Source organism: Pseudomonas sp. AU11447 (genome assembly GCF_001672555.2).
Lineage (GTDB): Bacteria > Pseudomonadota > Gammaproteobacteria > Pseudomonadales > Pseudomonadaceae > Pseudomonas > Pseudomonas nitroreducens.
In genome coordinates this window covers 114147-130674 of record NZ_LZDG02000047.1, presented here as the reverse complement: position 1 = coordinate 130674, position 16528 = coordinate 114147, and the positions used below count along the sequence as shown (strand labels likewise).

The 16528-nt window shown below is 67.7% G+C and carries 16 protein-coding genes; 15 read left to right on the top strand and 1 reads right to left on the bottom strand.

Annotated features, from left to right (window positions below):
* Positions 1-5 precede the first annotated feature (5 nt).
* The 5 genes from paaB (at position 6) to paaZ (ending at position 5080) form a co-directional block, all read left to right on the top strand.
* Positions 6-287 (top strand): 1,2-phenylacetyl-CoA epoxidase subunit PaaB, encoded by a 282-nt coding sequence (gene paaB, locus A6723_RS17495; RefSeq protein WP_024764426.1) that lies wholly within the window; start codon positions 6-8, stop codon positions 285-287.
* An 11-nt stretch (positions 288-298) separates the two neighbouring features.
* On the top strand, positions 299-1060 hold the full coding sequence (gene paaC, locus A6723_RS17490; protein WP_054907022.1) for a 1,2-phenylacetyl-CoA epoxidase subunit PaaC: 762 nt from the start codon (positions 299-301) through the stop codon (positions 1058-1060).
* The gene (paaD, locus tag A6723_RS17485; protein WP_054907023.1) at positions 1047-1580 is read left to right on the top strand and encodes a 1,2-phenylacetyl-CoA epoxidase subunit PaaD; all 534 of its coding nucleotides are present in this window, start codon (positions 1047-1049) and stop codon (positions 1578-1580) included. The genes paaC and paaD overlap by 14 nt, the downstream gene beginning before the upstream one ends.
* A gap of 167 nt (positions 1581-1747) precedes the next feature.
* Positions 1748-2824: a 1,2-phenylacetyl-CoA epoxidase subunit PaaE gene (paaE, locus tag A6723_RS17480; protein WP_064979819.1), complete on the top strand. Its 1077-nt coding sequence runs from the start codon at positions 1748-1750 to the stop codon at positions 2822-2824.
* A 204-nt stretch (positions 2825-3028) separates the two neighbouring features.
* Positions 3029-5080 (top strand): phenylacetic acid degradation bifunctional protein PaaZ, encoded by a 2052-nt coding sequence (gene paaZ, locus A6723_RS17475; protein ID WP_054907032.1) that lies wholly within the window; start codon positions 3029-3031, stop codon positions 5078-5080.
* Between the two features lie 113 nt (positions 5081-5193).
* Here paaZ and A6723_RS17470 read toward each other — a convergent pair whose 3' ends face one another.
* Entirely contained in the window at positions 5194-5559 is a 366-nt protein-coding gene (locus tag A6723_RS17470) for a GFA family protein (RefSeq protein ID WP_054907033.1), read from the bottom strand.
* Positions 5560-5726: 167 nt separating this feature from the next.
* Between A6723_RS17470 and A6723_RS17465 the strand changes: the two genes are divergently transcribed.
* The 10 genes from A6723_RS17465 to A6723_RS17420 all read left to right on the top strand — a co-directional run bounded on the left by A6723_RS17465 (position 5727) and on the right by A6723_RS17420 (position 16525).
* On the top strand, positions 5727-6926 hold the full coding sequence (locus A6723_RS17465; RefSeq protein WP_054907034.1) for an MFS transporter: 1200 nt from the start codon (positions 5727-5729) through the stop codon (positions 6924-6926).
* Positions 6927-6947: 21 nt separating this feature from the next.
* Positions 6948-7751, top strand: a complete 804-nt coding sequence (gene dkgB, locus A6723_RS17460; protein WP_054907035.1) for a 2,5-didehydrogluconate reductase DkgB — start codon at positions 6948-6950, stop codon at positions 7749-7751.
* A gap of 69 nt (positions 7752-7820) precedes the next feature.
* Entirely contained in the window at positions 7821-8825 is a 1005-nt protein-coding gene (locus A6723_RS17455) for a zinc-binding dehydrogenase (RefSeq protein WP_175405559.1), read from the top strand.
* A gap of 168 nt (positions 8826-8993) precedes the next feature.
* A complete protein-coding gene (locus A6723_RS17450; protein ID WP_024764417.1) occupies positions 8994-9776 on the top strand; it encodes an SDR family oxidoreductase in 783 nt (260 codons plus the stop codon).
* Positions 9777-9921: 145 nt separating this feature from the next.
* Positions 9922-10827, top strand: coding sequence for a LysR family transcriptional regulator (locus A6723_RS17445; RefSeq protein ID WP_054907037.1), 906 nt, complete (start codon positions 9922-9924; stop codon positions 10825-10827).
* 101 nt (positions 10828-10928) lie between these two features.
* Entirely contained in the window at positions 10929-13094 is a 2166-nt protein-coding gene (locus A6723_RS17440) for an FUSC family protein (RefSeq protein WP_054907038.1), read from the top strand.
* Positions 13084-13290: a DUF1656 domain-containing protein gene (locus tag A6723_RS17435; protein ID WP_037010560.1), complete on the top strand. Its 207-nt coding sequence runs from the start codon at positions 13084-13086 to the stop codon at positions 13288-13290. Before A6723_RS17440 ends, A6723_RS17435 begins: the two co-directional genes overlap by 11 nt.
* Positions 13291-14250 carry an HlyD family secretion protein gene (locus tag A6723_RS17430; RefSeq protein WP_082450491.1) on the top strand — a complete coding sequence of 320 codons (960 nt, stop codon included), beginning with the start codon at positions 13291-13293 and terminating at the stop codon, positions 14248-14250.
* A 135-nt stretch (positions 14251-14385) separates the two neighbouring features.
* Complete coding sequence (locus tag A6723_RS17425) at positions 14386-15003, top strand: histidine phosphatase family protein (protein WP_054907039.1); 618 nt, start codon at positions 14386-14388, stop codon at positions 15001-15003.
* A 61-nt stretch (positions 15004-15064) separates the two neighbouring features.
* On the top strand, positions 15065-16525 hold the full coding sequence (locus A6723_RS17420; protein ID WP_054907040.1) for a mechanosensitive ion channel domain-containing protein: 1461 nt from the start codon (positions 15065-15067) through the stop codon (positions 16523-16525).
* Positions 16526-16528 lie beyond the last annotated feature (3 nt).

Genomic DNA, 16528 nt, shown 5'->3' with positions numbered 1-16528 from the left:
AAGCCATGTCCGAATGGACCCTTTTTGAAGTGTTCGTGCGTAGCAAACACGGCCTGAACCACAAGCATGTCGGCAGCGTCCACGCCGCCGACGCCGCCATGGCCATCGAGAACGCCCGCGAGCTGTACACCCGCCGCAACGAAGGCGTGAGCCTGTGGGTCGTGCCCTCCGCGCTGATCACCGCCTCCTCCCCCGACGAGAAGGACCCGCTGTTCGACCCGGCGCAGGACAAGGTCTACCGCCACGCCAGCTTCTACGAGCTGCCGCCCGAAGTCGGCCACATGTGAGATCGCGTGCGATGAACACGAATTCTGACAAGATCGAATACCTGCTGCGTCTCGCCGACAGCGCCCTGATCCAGGGCCAGCGCCTGTGCGAATGGTGCGGCCACGCCCCGGCCCTGGAAGAAGAGCTGGCGCTGATGAACGTCGGCCTCGACCTGGTGGGCCAGGCGCGCAACTGGTACGAGTACGCCGTGGAACTGCTGGACGACGGCCGCGACGCCGACCACCTGGCCTTCCGCCGCGACGAGCGCGCCTTCCGCAACCTCCTGCTGGTCGAGCAGCCCAACGGCGACTTCGCCGTGACCATCGCCAAGCAGTTCCTCTATGACGCCTGGCACTTCCATGTGCTGCACGCCCTGAGCAGCTCCAGCGACGAGCGTATCGCCGCCATCGCTGCCAAGGGCCTGAAGGAAGTCACCTACCACCTGCGCCGTTCCTCCGAGTGGATGCAGCGTCTGGGCGACGGCACCGAGGAAAGCAATGCACGCATGCTCGCGGCGATCCCGCAGGTATGGCGCTTCACCGTCGAACTGTGCAACGCGGATGAAGTGGAACAGCGCCTGTCTGCCGAAGGCGTCGCGCCGAACCCGGAAGAACTGGCCGCCGCGTGGAAAGCCAAGGTCGCCGACATCTTCGCCGCCGCGACCCTGCCGCTGCCGGAGCCTGCGGTGAACTTCTACCTCAGCGGCCGCCGTGGCCTGCACACCGAGCACCTGGGCATTCTCCTGGCCGAGATGCAGTTCCTCCAGCGGGCCTACCCCGATGCAACCTGGTGAGCTGATTACCAGCGATCGCGGCGCGCGCGCCGGTACGGCTGATGACCTCAGCCGCGCCTGGAACGTGCTCGGCGCGGTGATGGACCCGGAAGTGCCGGTGGTCAGCGTGGTCGAGCTGGGCATCGTGCGCGGGCTCGACTGGCAGGACGGGCACCTGCACGTGGTGGTCACCCCGACCTACTCCGGCTGCCCGGCCACCGAAGTCATCGAGCAGGACATCCAGCACGCCCTGGAGCACGCCGGCTTCGCCGCGCCGCAACTGGAGCGCCGCCTGAGCCCGGCCTGGACCACCGACTGGATCAGCGACAGCGGCCGCCAGGCGCTACGCGACTACGGCATCGCCCCGCCGGCCGGCAGCACCAGCAAGCGCAGCCTGCTTGGCGAGACCCCGGAAGTGCGCTGCCCGCAGTGCGGCAGCCTGCACACCGAGCAGCTCAGCCAGTTCGGCTCCACCGCCTGCAAGGCGCTGTACCGCTGCATCGACTGCCGCGAACCCTTCGATTACTTCAAGTGCATCTAGGAGGACGAAGACAAACCGCTGCGCTAAGCCACGCGTCGCTGAAAACGACTTCGAATTGCTCATTCACCGATGTGAACCCTGCTTCCGAAGCCGCTTCCGCCTCGCCTGACCTTCGCTCGCGACGTTTGTAGTCGCCCTCCGCGCGGTAGAACCGCAGGAGAACAACAATGAGCAAATTCCACAGCCTGAAAATCAAGGAAGTGCGCGCCGAAACCCGCGATGCCGTGTCCATCGCCTTCGACGTCCCGGCAGACCTGGCCGACAGCTTCCGCTTCCAGCATGGCCAGCACCTGGTCATGCGCACCCAGCTCGACGGCGAGGAAGTGCGCCGCTCCTACTCCATCTGCAGCGGCGTGAATGACGGCGAGCTGCGCGTGGCGATCAAGCGCGTACCGGGCGGGCGCTTCTCCGCCTACGCCAACGAGACGCTGAAGGTCGGCGCCAGCCTGGAAGTCATGCCGCCAGCTGGCCACTTCAATGTCGAACTGGACCCGGCGCGCCATGGCAACTACCTGGCGGTCGCCGCTGGCAGCGGCATCACGCCGATCCTGTCGATCGTCAAGACGACCCTGGAAACCGAGCCGCACAGCCGCGTCACCCTGCTCTACGGCAACCGCTCCAGCAACGCCGCGATGTTCCGCGAGCAGCTCGAAGACCTGAAGAACCGCTACCTGCAGCGCCTCAACCTGATCTTCGTGTTCAGCCGCGAGCAGCAGGACGTCGACCTCTACAACGGCCGTATCGACGCCGACAAGTGCGGCCAGCTGTTCAGCCGCTGGCTCGACGTGAAGAGCCTGGACGCTGCCTTCATCTGCGGCCCGCAGGCGATGACCGAGACCGTGCGCGACCAACTCAAGGGCAACGGCATGCCGGCCGAGCGCATCCATTTCGAACTGTTCGCCGCCGCCGGCAGCGAGAGCAAGCGCGAGGCCCGCCAGGCTGCCGCTGCCGTCGACAGTGCGAAAAGCCAGATCACCGTGATCAGCGACGGCCGCGAGCTGTCCTTCGAGCTGGCCCGCAACAGCGTCAGCGTGCTCGACGCCGGCAACGCCCAGGGCGCCGAACTGCCGTACTCGTGCAAGGCCGGCGTGTGCTCGACCTGCAAGTGCAAGGTGGTTTCCGGCGAGGTCGAAATGGACAGCAACTTCGCGCTGGAGGACTACGAAGTGGCAGCGGGCTATGTGCTGAGCTGCCAGGCGTACCCGATCAGCGACAACGTCGTACTCGATTTCGACCAGCTCTGATCTGGCCCTGCGCCTTTGCAGGAGCGAGCTTGCTCGCCCCTGCAGAAATAATTCAGCTCCACCGCCAGCGCCCACAAGGCCCCTGGCGGACCAAATCCGGCGGCATCGTCCCGCCAATGAAGAATGCGCCGCCGACGCCCACCCGGCGCGGCGGTCACCGGCAGCAGCCGGCACCCTTGCGTAGCGATCCGGAGGACAACAACCATGGCCCAAGAGCCTATCCTGCAAAGTTTCATCGGCGGCCGCTGGGTCGGCCAGCATGGCGCCCAGGCGCTGCGTAGCGCGCTCAACGGCCAGACCATGGCGCGCACCCACGAAGAGGTGCTGGACTTCGCCGAAGCCGTCGCCCACGCCCGTGAGCAAGGCCTGAAAGAACTGATGTCCATGGACTTCCAGCAGCGCGCCCAGCGCCTGAAAGCCCTGGCGCTGTACCTGACCGAACGCAAGGAGCAGCTCTACGAGATTTCCCGCCACAGCGGCGCCACCCGCGCCGACAGCTGGATCGACATCGAAGGCGGAGCCGGCACCCTGTTCGCCTACGCCGGCGTCGGCGGCCGCGAGCTGCCCTCGGGCAACGTGGTCCACGAAGGCCCGGCCATGCCGCTGGGCAAGACCGGCAAGTTCGCCGGCAGCCACATCCTGGTGCCGCGCGGCGGCATCGCGGTGCACATCAACGCCTTCAACTTCCCGATCTGGGGGATGCTGGAGAAGTTCGCGCCGAGCTTCCTCGCCGGCATGCCGTGCATCGTCAAACCGGCCACCGCCACCAGCTACATTACCGAAGCCGCCGTGCGCGTGATGCACGAATCCGGCCTGCTCCCGGCCGGCAGCCTGCAACTGATCATCGGCGGCACCGGCGACCTGCTGGACCGCCTGCAGGGCCAGGACATCGTCACCTTCACCGGCTCGGCGGATACCGCCGCCAAGCTGCGCGTCAATCCGAACCTGATCCGTAACTCGGTGCCGTTCAACGCCGAGGCCGACTCGCTGAACTGCGCCATCCTCGCGCCGGACGTCACCCCGGACGACGAGGAATTCGACCTCTTCGTCAAGGAAGTGGCCCGCGAGATGACCGTCAAGGCCGGGCAGAAATGCACCGCCATCCGCCGCGCCATCGTGCCCGCCAAGCACATCGACGCCGTGGCCGAGCGCCTGCGTGAGCGCCTGGCCAAGGTCGTGGTCGGCGATCCCTCAGTGGAAGGCGTCAAAATGGGCGCCCTGGCCTCCCATGCCCAGCAGACCGACGTCGCCGAGCGCGTGGAAGCCCTGCTGAAATCCAGCGAACTGGTCTTCGGCGCAAAGGACGGCTTCACCCCGCGCGGCGACGGCGTGGCCGAAGGCGCATTCTTCGCCCCGACCCTGCTGCGCAGCCGTGATCCGCACGCCGAAGGCGGCGCCCACGACATCGAGGCATTCGGTCCGGTGACCACCCTGATGGCCTACGACGATATCGACGAAGCCGTCGCCCTCGCCGCTCGCGGCAAGGGCAGCCTGGTGGCGAGCCTGATCACCCGTGATCCGCAGGTCGCCGCAAAAGTCGTCCCGGTGATGGGCGCCCTGCACGGCCGCCTGCACATCCTCGACCGCGAGTCCGCCGCCGAATCCACCGGCCACGGTTCGCCGCTGCCGGTACTCAAGCACGGCGGCCCGGGTCGCGCCGGCGGTGGTGAAGAACTGGGCGGCGTGCGCGCGGTGAAGCACTACCTGCAGCGCACTGCCGTACAGGGCTCGCCGACCATGCTGATGGCCGTCACCGGCGAGTACGTGCGCGGCGCCAAGGTCTACGAGACGGAGGTGCACCCGTTCCGCCGCTACTTCGACGACCTGAAGATCGGCGAATCGCTGCTGACCCACCGCCGTACCGTCACCGAGGCGGACCTGGTCAACTTCGGCTGCCTGTCGGGCGACCACTTCTACATGCACTTCGACGAGCTGGCGGCCAAGGATTCGCAGTTCGGCAAGCGCATCGCCCACGGCTACTTCGTGCTCTCGGCGGCGGCCGGCCTGTTCGTCTCGCCCGGCGTCGGCCCGGTGCTGGCCAACTACGGCCTGGACACCCTGCGCTTCATCAACCCGGTGGGCATCGGCGACACCATCCAGGCGCGCCTGACCTGCAAGCGCAAGATCGACCAGGGCAAGAAGAGCCCGAAGGGCGAGCCGCAGGGCGTGGTCGCCTGGGACGTGGAAGTCACCAACCAGCTCGGCGAACTGGTGGCCAGCTACGACATCCTCACCCTGGTGCTCAAGCGCGCGTGATGTGCTGAGCGCTCAACTCCGCTGTCATCTTCGACCGGCCTTCGGGCCGGTTTTTTCACGCCCGCGCGCTGCCGACATGCAGGCGCCAGCGGAGCCTCTCCGCTGCCAGGGCCCTACAGGTCGGGCGCCGCCACGGTGGTCATGCTCCGGCCATCCACCCGCCGCAGCGGCAGCGATTCAGGATCGAACCCGTCGATGCAGCAGGCGTTCACGCTGAGCAGCGCCGGGTTGCTGCGGCGCTGGTGATAGACGTAGATCCCGCACGTTCCGCAGAAATAGTGCAGCGCCACGCCGCTGTTCCAGCGATACAGGCGCAAGGCCTGATCGCCGCGGGTCAGACGGAAGTTGCCCTTCGGCACGGTTGCCATCAGCGCGTTGCGCTTGCCGCACAACGAGCAGTCGCAGCGCACCAGTTCGTCGAGTTCCGCGTCGAAGGCGAAAGCCACCGCGCCGCAGTGGCAGGTGCCGGTGTAGTGCATGGCTGATTCCTCGTCACAAGTGCCCTTGATCACTGCCTGCAAGCGTAGACCCTCGCCCTATTCGTGATTCAGGATCAACTATCCTTTGCCCTTCACCGCGTTTTTCTCAAGGGCTGACTTCCGGACAATGCCTCCCATCGCATCCCATTCGTCCGGAGCCCCACACCATGCCCCTCGCCCTCCTGGCGCTGACGCTCAGTGCCTTCGCCATCGGCACGACGGAGTTCGTCATCGTCGGCCTGATTCCCACCATCGCCAGCGACCTGGGGGTCACCCTGCCCTCCGCCGGCCTGCTGGTGAGCCTCTATGCCCTGAGCGTCGCCATCGGCGCGCCGCTGCTGACCGCCATGACCGGGCGCATTCCACGCAAGGCGTTGCTGGTCGGGTTGATGGCGCTGTTCACCATCGGCAACCTGGTGGCCTGGCAGGCGCCCAGCTACGAATCGCTGATTGTCGCGCGAATCCTCACCGGCCTCGCCCACGGCGTGTTCTTCTCGGTCGGCTCGATCATCGCCACCAACCTGGTGAGCAAGGACAAGGCCGCCAGCGCCATCGCCACCATGTTCAGCGGCATGACCGTCGCCTTCGTCACCGGCATTCCGCTGGGCACCTTCATCGGCCAGCACCTGGGCTGGCGCGTGACCTTCCTGGTGGTGGCCGCCTTTGGCGTGATCGCCCTGCTCGGCAGCCTGCTGTTCGTGCCGAAGAACATCCAGCACACCCCGCCGGCGCCGCTGCTGCGCCAGGCCCGCGTGCTGCTGCAGCCGCGCCTGCTGCTGGTCTACGCGATGACCGCGGTGGGCTACGGCGGCTCGCTGATCGCCTTCACCTTCCTCGCACCGATCCTCCAGGACCTCGCCGGTTTCAGCCCGAACATGGTCGGCGTCGTGCTCCTGGCCTACGGTGTCTCGGTGGCCATCGGCAATATCTGGGGCGGCCGCCTGGCTGACAAACGCGGCCCGGTGAGCGCCCTGAAGATCATCTTCGGCCTGCTGGCCTCGGTGCTGCTGGTACTCACTTTCACTGCCGGCAACCCATGGCTGGTGGTGTTGACCGTGCTCGCCTGGGGCGCCGTCGCCTTCGGCAACGTGCCGGGGCTGCAGGTCTACGTGGTACAGCAGGCCGAGCGCGTGGCGCCGGACGCCGTGGACGTGGCCGCCGGCTTCAACATCGCCGCGTTCAACCTCGGCGTGGCCGGTGGCTCCTGGGCCGGCGGCCTGGTGGTCAGCCACCTGGGCCTGGGCCATACGCCCTGGATCGCCGCTGTCGTCACCCTCGCCGCCTTCGGCCTGACCGCCCTGAGCGGTCGTCTGGACCGGCGCAATTCCATGGAACCGGCCGCCCCTGGCGCGGTTCCCACTCACTGATCGACCACAAGGAGTTCTTCCATGAGCGTTCCCGCCTTCGGCCTCGGCACCTTCCGCCTCAAGGGCCAGACCGTCATCGACTCGATCCGCACCGCGCTGGACCTGGGTTACCGCGCCATCGACACCGCGCAGATCTACGGCAACGAAGCCGACGTCGGCGAAGCCATCGCCGGCAGCAAGGTAAAGCGCGACGAGCTGTACCTGACCACCAAGATCTGGACCGAGAACTACGCCGCCGACAAGCTGATCCCCAGCCTCAAGGACAGCCTGCACAAGCTGCGTACCGACCGCGTCGAACTGACCCTGATCCACTGGCCGTCGCCCAAGGGCCAGGTACCGGTCGCCGAGTTCATGGACGCCCTGGCCGAAGCCAAGGCCCAGGGCCTGACCGGCGAGATCGGCGTGTCCAACTTCACCATCGCCCTGATGCAGGAGGCCATTGCCGCTGTCGGCGCCGGCCAGATCGCCACCAACCAGGTGGAACTGCACCCCTACCTGCAGAACCGCAAGGTGGTGGAGTTCGCCCTGAGCCAGGGCATCCACATCACCTCCTACATGACCCTGGGCTACGGCAAGGTGCTCAGCGACGAGGTGATCATCGGTATCGCCAAGCGCCACGGCGTCACGCCGGCGCAGGTCACCCTGGCCTGGGCGATGCAGCTGGGCTACTCGGTGATCCCGTCGTCCACCAAGCGCGAGAACCTCGAAGGCAACCTGCGCGCTGTCGACCTGCGCCTGACCGACGCCGACATGGCCGCCATCGCTGCACTGGACCGCAACGAACGCATCACCAGCCCGGAAAGCCTGGCCCCGGCCTGGGATTGATCCGCCGCTGACCGACAGCCGCCCCACCGAGGGCGGCTTTCCCGTTTCCAAGGAGTCTTCATGAGCGCTATCACTGCAGATTATGCCGCCTGGACCTGGACGCCCGGCGCCGGCCTCGATGGCCTGAAACAGGTGCGCCTGCCGATTCCGCAGCCCGGCCCGGACGAGGTGCTGGTGGCCAACACCGCTATCGCGCTGAACCCGGTGGACTGGAAGATGATCGACTGGGGCCGCGACGACTGGCAGCAAGGCCAGGTACCTGGCGTGGATGGTGTCGGCATCGTCATTGCGGTGGGCAGCGAGGTGAACCTGCGCGCCGGCGCCCGCGTCGCCTACCATCAGGCGCTGCCCCGTGGCGGCAGCTTTGCCGAGTACACGCTGCTACGCGCCCGTGCTGTCTACCCGGTGCCCGATTCGCTCGACGATGCCACCGCCGCCAGCCTGCCCTGTCCCGGCCTCACGGCCTGGCAAGCGCTGGACAAGCTGCCGGCCTGCAACCACCGCGATGTGCTGGTGACCGGTGCCGGTGGTGCAGTCGGCTATCTGCTCGCGCAACTGGCGCTGCAACGTGGGCTGCGCGTGTGGGTGACCGCCGCGCCGAAACACCGCGAACACCTGCTGCAACTGGGTATCGCCGGGGTCTTCGACTACCGCGACGGGCAGTGGTCCCAGCACCTGCGCGAAGCCCTCGGCCCGCGCCGCCTGCAGGGCATCTTCGATACCGTCAGCGGCAACCACGCCGCCAGCCTCGCCCCGCTGCTGGGCTACAACGGCCACCTGGTGTGCATCCAGGACCGCCAGGAAAGCGCCCCGCTGCCAGCCTTCAGCACTGCCATCTCGCTGCACGAAGTGGCACTCAACAGCATCCATGCCCACGGCGAAGCGCTGGACTGGCAGGAGCTGCACCAGGCGGCAGCGAGCCTGATGCAGGGCGTCGCCAACGGCCAGTTGCAGGCGCCAGCGAAGCAGTTGTTCGACTTCGCCGAACTGCCCGAAGCGCTGCGGCGCTTGAAGTCCGGCGAAGGCAGCGGTAAATGGATCAGTCTGCTGCCGGCGCCGATGGTCGTTGCCTGACCAGAGCGCTTCGGGCGAAAGCGGAACTCCCATTTCGCAGGACGAACACGTCGTAGGATGGCGTGGAGCGCAGCGATACCCATCAATGCCTTGCACCCGCAGCATGGGTATCGCTGCGCTCCACCCATCCTACAAAGCACTCCCCGGGCAAACACACAGGAGAACAACATGGATCTGGGCATCAAGGGCCGCTGGGCCGTGGTCTGCGCCGCCAGCAAGGGGCTGGGCAAGGGTTGCGCCGTGGCGCTGGCCCGCGAGGGCGTGAACCTGGCGATCAACGCCCGCGACGTCGACACCCTCGCCGCCACCGCCGCCGAGCTGCGCCAGCTGGGCGTGGAAGTGCGCGAAGTGGCCGGCGACATCAGCCAGCCGGAGGTGCGTGCCGCGCTGCTCGCCGCCTGCCCGCAGGTGGACATCCTGGTGAACAATGCCGGCGGCCCGCCACCCGGCGATTTCCGCGACTGGGAACGCGAAGACTGGCTGCGCGCCCTGGAGCTGAACATGCTCACGCCGATCGAGCTGATCAAGGCCACGGTGGACGGCATGGCCGAGCGCGGTTTCGGCCGCATCGTCAACATCACCTCCGGCTCGGTGAAGGCGCCAATCGCCACTCTCGGGCTGTCCAACGGCGCGCGCAGCGGGCTGACCGGCTTCGTCGCCGGCCTGGCACGCCAACCGCAGGTGGCGGGCAGGAACGTGACCATCAACGGCCTGCTGCCCGGCTCCTTCGATACCGATCGCCTGCGCAGCGGCTTCCACCGTGCTGCCCAGCTGAGCGGGCGCGACGAAGATGAGCTGGTGGAGGCCGGCAAGCAGGAAATCCCCGCCGGGCGCTTCGGCAGCGCGGAAGAATTCGGCCAGTTCTGCGCCTTCCTGTGCAGCGCACAGGCGGGCTACCTGACCGGGCAGAACCTGTTGCTCGATGGCGGGGCTTATCCGGGAACCTACTGACGGCGCCACCCTATAGGAGCGAGCTTGCTCGCGAACCGCATCGCAGCGAAGGTTGGTTCGCGAGCAAGCTCGCTCCTACAGAAAAGCGACCCCACCTGGACCAAACCTCTAGAATCCACCCCGCCGCTCCCGAACAGGCCCACCGATGAAAGCCCACTCCGACGAACTCAAGACCTTCGCCACGGTGATCGACTGCGGCTCCATCACCGCCGCCGCCGAGCAGCTGGGGCTGACGCCCTCGGCCGTGAGCCGGGCATTGTCGAAGCTGGAGGAGAAACTCGGCACCACCCTGCTCAACCGCACCACGCGGCGGATGAAGCTGACCGAGGAAGGCGAGTTCTTCCTGGAGAACGCCCGGCACATCCTCGAACAGATGGACGCCCTGGAGGAACGCCTGGCCCTGCGCCAGCAATCCCCGGCCGGGCGACTGCGGATCAACGCCGCCTCGCCCTTCATGCTGCACGCCGTGGTGCCGCATATCGGCGCGTTCCGCGAGCGCTACCCGGACATCGAGCTGCAACTCAACACCAACGACCTGAACATCGACCTGTTGGAACAGAGCACCGACATCGCCATCCGCATCGGCCACCTCGCCGACTCCAGCCTGCACGCGCGCCCCCTGGGCAGCAGCCGGCTGAACCTGCTAGCGGCGCCGCAATACCTGGAGCGCCACGGGACGCCGGGCAACCTGGAAGAGCTGCTCGGCCACTCGCTGCTGGGCTTCACCCAGCCCGAAGCGCTGAACATCTGGCCGATCCGTCACGCCGGTGGCGATACCCTGACCGTCAATCCGTCGCTGTCCGCCTCCAGCGGCGAGACCCTGCGCCAACTGGCCATCGGCGGCCAGGGCATCGCCTGCCTCGCCAGCTTCATGACCTGCGACGACATCCGTGCCGGGCGGCTGGTACGTGTGCTGCCGGAGCTGACCAGTGAGCGTCGCCAGCCAATCCACGCGGTGTACTACCGCAACTCGCAGCTGGCGTTGCGCATCCAGTGCTTCCTCGACTTCATCCAGGAGCGCCTGGCGCAGTCCCTGCACGCCACCGGCTGACTTAAGAAATTTCCCACAGCCGGAAAACCTCGACCACACTGAACAGGGTTCGCGACGCACCGCATCGACGGGCGTCCTCCCGCCAAGATCGAGGGCCCGGCATGTCACCCATGCTGCTGTACCTGCGCGCCATCATCCATCCCGGCCGCGACACCCTGCTGTTTGCCCTGCGCACCGTAGTCGCGGGTCTGCTGACGCTGTACCTGGCGTTCCTGCTGGACCTCGACCAGCCCAAGTGGGCGACCATGACGGTCGTCATCATCAGCACCCCGCTGGCCGGCATGACGCTGCAGAAGAGCTTCGCCCAGGTGATCGGCACCACCATCGGCGCCATGGTCGCGGTGGCGATCATGGCGCTGTTCCCCCAGGCACCCCTGCCCTTCATCGTCACCCTGGCGCTGTGGCTGGCGATCTGCACGGCCGGCGGCACGCTGATGCGCTTCACGCATTCCCATGCCTTCGTGCTCAGCGGCTTCACCGCCGTGATAGTCGCCCTGCTGGCCCAGCCGGCGCCCGAATCCACCTACACCCTGGCCATCACCCGCGTCACCGAGACTTTGCTGGGCGTAGCCTGCGTGACGCTGGTCAGCCTGTTCTTCGCGCGCCCGCAGAGTGTGGCGCGTGGCTACTTCGCCAAGGTCGACCAGCTGATCCGCCTGATCGCCGTGCACGCCGCCGCGGTGATCCGTGGCGAAGAGCTGGAGGAGGACTTTCAGCAACGCCAGAAGCAATTGCTGGGCGAGATCGCGGCCCTGGAGATGCTCCGCCGCCACCTCTACTTCGACGCCCCGCGCCTGCGCGGAGCCGATGAACTGGTGCAGCAGCTGGCCAACCAGCTGGTGCTGATGACGTCGCGGCTGGCGATCCTGCGGCGCCAGCGCAAACTGATCGAGGCGCGCCTGACCGGCCCGCTGCCGGAATCCGTGCGGCGGCTGCGCGAGGATGAACTGGCCTGCCTTGCCGAACTGGCCGAATTCGGCCGCGACCTGCCCGCCGCCACCCGCAAACGCATCACCCAGCTGCGCCAGCGCTTCGATGCCGCCGCGCGGCAGGCCGAGGAACTCGCCGACGGCTTGCCCACGTCGCTGCGCTCCCTGGCCTGGGCCCTGCGCTTCGAGCAGGCACGGCTGATGCAGCAGCTGGACGAGATGATCGAGCTGAGCGAAGCGATCCAGGAGGGCCGCCCCGGCAGCAGTTCCTACCCGCAAAGCCAGGCCCACGCGCTGCACCTGGACTTCCACCTGGCGGCGATGAACGCCACCCGCGCTTTCGTCGCGCTGTGCTGCGCCGGCTGGATCTGGGTGGAAACCGCCTGGGACGGCGCGCGCGCCGGGATGATCCTGATCGGCATCCTCTGCTCCCTGCTGGCCACCTTCCCGCGCCCGCTCATGGCCAGCCTGGCGTACATGCGCGGGCTGGCTATGGCGCTGGTGGCGGCGGCGCTGCTGCAATTCCTGCTGCTGCCCAGCGTCGGCGACTTCGAGATGCTCGCATTGTTCCTCACGCCGCTGCTGTACGTGATCGCGGTCGGCCTGGCCAATCCGCAGACCGCCGGGATCGGCATCGGCCTGGGGCTGTCGACCTTCCTGCTGGTCGGTCCGCAGAACCAGGGCGCGTGGATCAACACCTCGCTGCAATGGTTCGAGTTTGCCGGCGGCTATGTCAGCGCCGGCGTGCTGGCGCTGCTGGTGTACGCCTGGGTGTTCCCTTTCGATGCCGACGCCCGGCTGCGCCGCCAGTCGCGGCGGACCCGCGCCGAGGTGCGCTCGGTGCTGCTGTCCAAACCCAGCGAGGCGCGCCGGTTCCTGTTCGAGAGCCGCATGGTGGATCGCCTGGCGATCATGCTCGGGCTGCTGCCGGCGGCGCGCGACAGCCAGTCCGGCGAGCGCTTCCAGTGCAGCCTGGCGAGCATGACCCTGGGCGTAGTGCTGCACCAGCTGCGCCGCGAGAGCCTCAACCCCGGCGGCCTGCCGCAAGCCCTGCGCGCCCGGCTGTCGCTGCTGCTGGATGAGCTCGCCGCCTGCCTCGACCAGCCACCCGCCGCCCCGCTGCACCGGGTACTGCCGGCCATGCGCGAGCTGGGAAATGAGCTGGACGAGCTGCAGAGCCTCGGCAGCTACCCCAGTGGCGACGCCATGCGCCCGGTGTTCGTCAGCGGCGTGGCGCTGCTGGTGGCCGCCGACCTGCTGGAGCGCTTCCGCGACCTTTACGGCGAATCCACCGCCTTCCACGACGACCCTGGGGAACCCGCGCTGCATGCCCGTTGATATCGAACTGGGCGGGGTCTACCTGCCTCCGCTGGCCCAGGCCCTGCTGCTGGCCTTGCCGATCTTCCTGCTGCTGGACTGGAGCCTGCGCCGACTCGGCGTACTGCGCCTGGTCTGGCACGAGGCGCTGTTCGAAGGAGCGCTCTACGCCTGCCTCTGTGCCGGCCTGATCCTGCTCATGGGAGCCCTGCACTGAATGGCCGGCCTGCGCAAAGCCCTACCGCCGCTGATCACCCTGGCCGTCGTGGCGCTCGCCCTGGTCCTCGGCTTCTTCGCCTGGACCTACTACACCCGTGCGCCCTGGACCCGCGACGCCCGGGTGCGTGCCGACGTGGTGACGGTCTCGGCTGACGTCACCGGGCGCATCGTCGAGTTGCGGGTGAAAGACAACCAGCACGTCAGCAAGGGTGAACGGTTGCTGAGCATCGACCCGGCGCGCTACGAGCTGGCGGTATTGCACGCTGATCGCGCGGTGGAGGTTGCCCGCGCCGCGCTCGGCCAGTCCCAAGCCGCCATCGCTGCCAACCAGGCGCTGCTGCATCAGCGGCAGAGCGAGGAAGTCCGCCGAAAGGCACTGAAAGCACGCTCGGCGATCTCCAACGAGGAATGGGAGAAGGCCAACACCGATGTCACCGTGGCGGAGGCGCAGCTGCTGCGCGAACAGGCCAACCTCGGCCTGGCGCAGGCCAACGTGGCCCTGGCCGAAGCTGCGCAGAAACAGGCCCGGCTGGACCTGGAACGCACCCAGGTGGTGGCGCCCGTGAACGGCTATGTGACCAACCTGCTGACCCGCGCAGGCGACTACGCCACCGCCGGTAACTCACTGGTGGCGCTGGTAGACAGCGATTCCTTCTACGTCGGCGGCTACTTTGAGGAAACCAAGCTGCCGCGAATCCGCGAGGGCGACGCGGTGAACGTGCAACTGATGAGCGGCGAACGCTTCGACGGCCGCGTCGAAAGCATCGCCTTCGCCATCACCGACCGCGAGAACGCCCCTGGCGCGCGCCTGCTGGCGAACATCAACCCGAGCTACACCTGGGTCAAACTGGCCCAGCGCATCCCGGTACGCATCGCCATCGACCCGGACTACAAGGGCCGAGACCGCCTGCGCGCCGGTACTACCGCCACCGTCAGCGTGGTCGAGAGCGGGCGCTGAAACCAAGGTTCCGATGGGCAGACGGAACTTTCATCACCGCCTCGTCATCAACTCATCGCGTGATTGTCACTCGCCTGGTGCAGCATGCCCCCAGCTTCCCGCATCCCGCGCGGCAGCCACCGCCGAGGATCGCCCTTGCCCCCCCTTCGCCTTCTGGCCGTTTCCCTGCTGACCTGCACCACCCTCGCCCTGGTGGCCTGGCGCTCGCTGCCCTCGCCACTGGAGGACGTGCCCAGCAGCAGCCTGTTCGCACAGAACTGGGCCCGTGGCGGAGTCGTCCTGCTGGTTCGCCACATGGAGCGCTGCGACCGCTCCAGCGCCGAGTGCCTGGGCGCCGCCGACGGCATCACCGCCCGCGCCGCCAAACTGGCCAAGAGCATGGGCGACAGCATCACCCGCCTGGGCCTGACCGCCACCGACATCTACAGCAGCCCGACCAACCGCACCATGCAGACCGCCGACCTGATGTTCGACCGCAGCGTGGCGCGCCAGGACTGGCTGCTCACCTGCAAGGACGGCGACCTCGCCGCGCAGATCCGCGAGCACAAGGCCGAGCACCGCAACCTGGTGCTGGTCACCCACAGCGAATGCTTCGACCTGCTGCGCGAGAACCTCAAGGTGCGCGAGACCGACACGCCCGAGTACGGCAGCGCCCTGGTGCTGTTCGACGAGGCCCAGCCGCGGTTGCGCATCGCCGGCGAAGTCGAGACCGATGAATGGCTGAAGCTGGTGGACTCGCACAACCCGGGCTGAGGCCGCTGCCAGAAAGCGCTTTCTGTGCCATCTTCTTGCGATCGTTCCAAGGAGAGGCTCGATGCCCGCCCTGCTCACTAGCCACCCACTGTTCGCCGCCCCCATCCTGCTGCTGATCGACCTGCTGCTCTGGCGCCTGGTCGGCCCGGCCCATCCGCATTGGCGCCTGGCCGTGCGGCTGGTCGGCTTCCTGCTGTTCAGCCTGCTGCTGTTCAACGCCGGGATGAACCCGCTGCGCGCCGCGCCCTGGGCGGACGACCTGCCCAGCCACATGGTCGCCACCGCCGTGCAGATCATCTGGTGGCTGTTCGCCGCGCGCTGCCTGACGGTCGTGCTGGGCTTCCTGCTGGTGCAGCGTATCGGCCATGGCGGGCGGTTGCTGCAGGATGTGGTCGGCGCGCTGATCTTCCTGGTCGCCATCATCGCTGCCGCCGGCTATGTGCTGGAGCTACCGGTGAAGGGCCTGCTGGCAACTTCCGGGGTGGTCGCCATCGTCCTCGGCCTCGCGCTGCAGAGCACCCTGAGCGACGTGTTCTCCGGCATCGTGCTGAACACCACCAAGCCGTACCAGCTCGACGACTGGATCTCCATCGACGGCATCGAGGGCAAGGTCACCGAGATCGACTGGCGCTCCACCTACCTGCAGACCTCCCAGGGCACGCTGGCGGTGGTGCCCAACTCCCTCGCCGCCAAGGCCAAGGTGCTCAACCTGAGCCGCCCGGCGAACCTGTATGGCGTCAGCGTGAGCCTGACAGTCAGCCCGCACATCCGCCCGCGCAAGGTGATCGAGGCGCTGGAGCACGCCCTCGGCGGCTGCCGCGCCCTGCTGGCCAACCCGGCGCCGGCGGTCAGCGTGCGCAAGTCCGCGCCCGATGGCGTGGAGTACGAGATGAGCGGCTTCGTCGCCGCCATGGGCGAGAAGCGCGAGGTGCGCAACCAGTTGTTCGACCTTGCCTACCGCCACCTGCAGGCCGCCGGCATCAATCTGCTGGCCGAGGCCGACGCACCGATGCGCGAAAGCGCCTCGCGGGCGCGGGCGTTGCTGGTGCGCTCGGGGCTGTTCGATGCGCTGCGGGACGAGGAGCGCGACGAACTGGCGAACCGCATGCAGCGCCGGCCCTTCAAGCGCGGTGAAGTACTGCTGGCGCCGGGGGATGTCAGCGACCGCCTGCTGATCATCGACTCGGGCGTCGTCAGCGTCACCCTGCCCCAGGAAGCCCAGAGCATCGAAGCCGGACGCATGGGGCCGGGCGAAGTCTTCGGCGAGGCCGGCGTGCTCACCGGCTCCGGCTGGCAGGCGCAATTCACCGCCATCAGCGACGGCGCGGCCTATTACATCGACAAGGAAACCCTGGCGCCCTGCATGGAAGCCCGCCAGGAGATCGCCGAGGCCATGGGCCGCCTGCTGGACTTCCGCCAGAAGGCCAGCGCCGCGCTGCTGGTCGAGCAGCCCACGGTGGTGCAGCAGCGCGGGCTGATGGCCTGGCTCAGGCAGCACGCCGGGCGCCGCTACAAGGCCTGATCC

Excerpts from the sequence above, each read along its gene's own strand:
- A6723_RS17470 (WP_054907033.1), bottom strand. The coding sequence starts at position 5,559 with ATGCACTACACCGGCACCTGCCACTGCGGCGCGGTGGCTTTCGCCTTC.
- A6723_RS17420 (WP_054907040.1), top strand. The coding sequence starts at position 15,065 with ATGCCCGCCCTGCTCACTAGCCACCCACTGTTCGCCGCCCCCATCCTG.
- paaB (WP_024764426.1), top strand. The coding sequence starts at position 6 with ATGTCCGAATGGACCCTTTTTGAAGTGTTCGTGCGTAGCAAACACGGC.
- paaD (WP_054907023.1), top strand. The coding sequence starts at position 1,047 with ATGCAACCTGGTGAGCTGATTACCAGCGATCGCGGCGCGCGCGCCGGT.
- dkgB (WP_054907035.1), top strand. The coding sequence starts at position 6,948 with ATGAGCGTTCCCGCCTTCGGCCTCGGCACCTTCCGCCTCAAGGGCCAG.
- A6723_RS17440 (WP_054907038.1), top strand. The coding sequence starts at position 10,929 with ATGTCACCCATGCTGCTGTACCTGCGCGCCATCATCCATCCCGGCCGC.
- A6723_RS17450 (WP_024764417.1), top strand. The coding sequence starts at position 8,994 with ATGGATCTGGGCATCAAGGGCCGCTGGGCCGTGGTCTGCGCCGCCAGC.
- A6723_RS17465 (WP_054907034.1), top strand. The coding sequence starts at position 5,727 with ATGCCCCTCGCCCTCCTGGCGCTGACGCTCAGTGCCTTCGCCATCGGC.
- A6723_RS17430 (WP_082450491.1), top strand. The coding sequence starts at position 13,291 with ATGGCCGGCCTGCGCAAAGCCCTACCGCCGCTGATCACCCTGGCCGTC.
- A6723_RS17435 (WP_037010560.1), top strand. The coding sequence starts at position 13,084 with ATGCCCGTTGATATCGAACTGGGCGGGGTCTACCTGCCTCCGCTGGCC.
- A6723_RS17445 (WP_054907037.1), top strand. The coding sequence starts at position 9,922 with ATGAAAGCCCACTCCGACGAACTCAAGACCTTCGCCACGGTGATCGAC.
- paaC (WP_054907022.1), top strand. The coding sequence starts at position 299 with ATGAACACGAATTCTGACAAGATCGAATACCTGCTGCGTCTCGCCGAC.
- paaZ (WP_054907032.1), top strand. The coding sequence starts at position 3,029 with ATGGCCCAAGAGCCTATCCTGCAAAGTTTCATCGGCGGCCGCTGGGTC.
- paaE (WP_064979819.1), top strand. The coding sequence starts at position 1,748 with ATGAGCAAATTCCACAGCCTGAAAATCAAGGAAGTGCGCGCCGAAACC.